Here is a 968-nt window from a genome sequence, read left to right as displayed (position 1 = left end):
GTAAAACAGAGTCTCGTAGCTCAGCTGGTTAGAGTACTACACTGATAATGTAGGGGTCGGCAGTTCGAGTCTGCCCGGGACTACTTTTTAAGAGAATTAATTAAAAATCAAAAATTTATAATTAAAAATAACTTAAGAAGACTGAAAAGCTTAAAAAAAGGAAATTCTAGAAGTTGGAATTCACCAAAGAAATTAGAGAAGAATTAAGAAATCTAAAATCTGAATTCTACAATCTAAGATTGCAAAATGGGGGATTAGCTCAGCTGGCTAGAGCGCCTGCCTTGCACGCAGGAGGTCAACGGTTCGACTCCGTTATTCTCCACTGATTTACTATAAAAGTAGTAAATAAAAGTTCATTGACATATTGAGATAAGAAATAATAAAAAGTAGAAAGCGTTTTTTGTTATAAGTAGTAATACAGATAATAAAAGACAAAAAAAACGGTCATAATTGATTTTATGATTGGTACAATAAGCAAAATAAGGGCGTATGGGGGATGCCTTGGCTCTCAGAGGCGATGAAAGGCGTGATAAGCTGCGAAAAGCTACGGGGACGGGCACACACCGATTGATCCGTAGATACCTGAATGGGGCAACCCACTATGTTGAAGACATAGTACACCGATAGGTGGGCAAACCCGCTGAACTGAAACATCTAAGTAGGCGGAGGAGAAGAAAACAAAAGTGATTCCGTAAGTAGTGGCGAGCGAACGCGGATTAGCCCAAACCAATGTTGTTACGGCAAGATTGGGGTTGTAGGACCACGACATTTTATGCACAAGGAACTAGAAGTGACTGGAAAGTTATGCCATAGAGAGTGATAGCCTCGTATAGGTAACAAGTGTAATAGATAGTGGTATCCTGAGTAGGGCGGGGCACGTGAAACCCTGTCTGAATTTGGCGGGACCATCCGCTAAGGCTAAATACTCCTGAGAGACCGATAGTGAACCAGTACCGTGAGGGAAAGGT

2 tRNA genes and 1 rRNA gene are annotated in these 968 nt (G+C 41.1%); all 3 read left to right on the top strand.

The features are described 5' to 3' along the window. The first annotated feature begins 9 nt into the window (after nt 1-9). Nucleotides 10-83, top strand: a tRNA-Ile gene (locus ACHRV5_RS22345). A 165-nt stretch (nt 84-248) separates the two neighbouring features. Then, nucleotides 249-322, top strand: a tRNA-Ala gene (locus tag ACHRV5_RS22340). Nucleotides 323-468: 146 nt separating this feature from the next. After that, a 23S ribosomal RNA gene (locus tag ACHRV5_RS22335) occupies nt 469-968 on the top strand; the annotation flags it as partial.

Source organism: Flavobacterium sp. FlaQc-52 (genome assembly GCF_044007495.1).
Taxonomy (GTDB): domain Bacteria; phylum Bacteroidota; class Bacteroidia; order Flavobacteriales; family Flavobacteriaceae; genus Flavobacterium; species Flavobacterium cupriresistens.
Note: the sequence above shows the minus strand (reverse complement) of the source record. Positions and strands in the feature narration are given on the sequence as shown.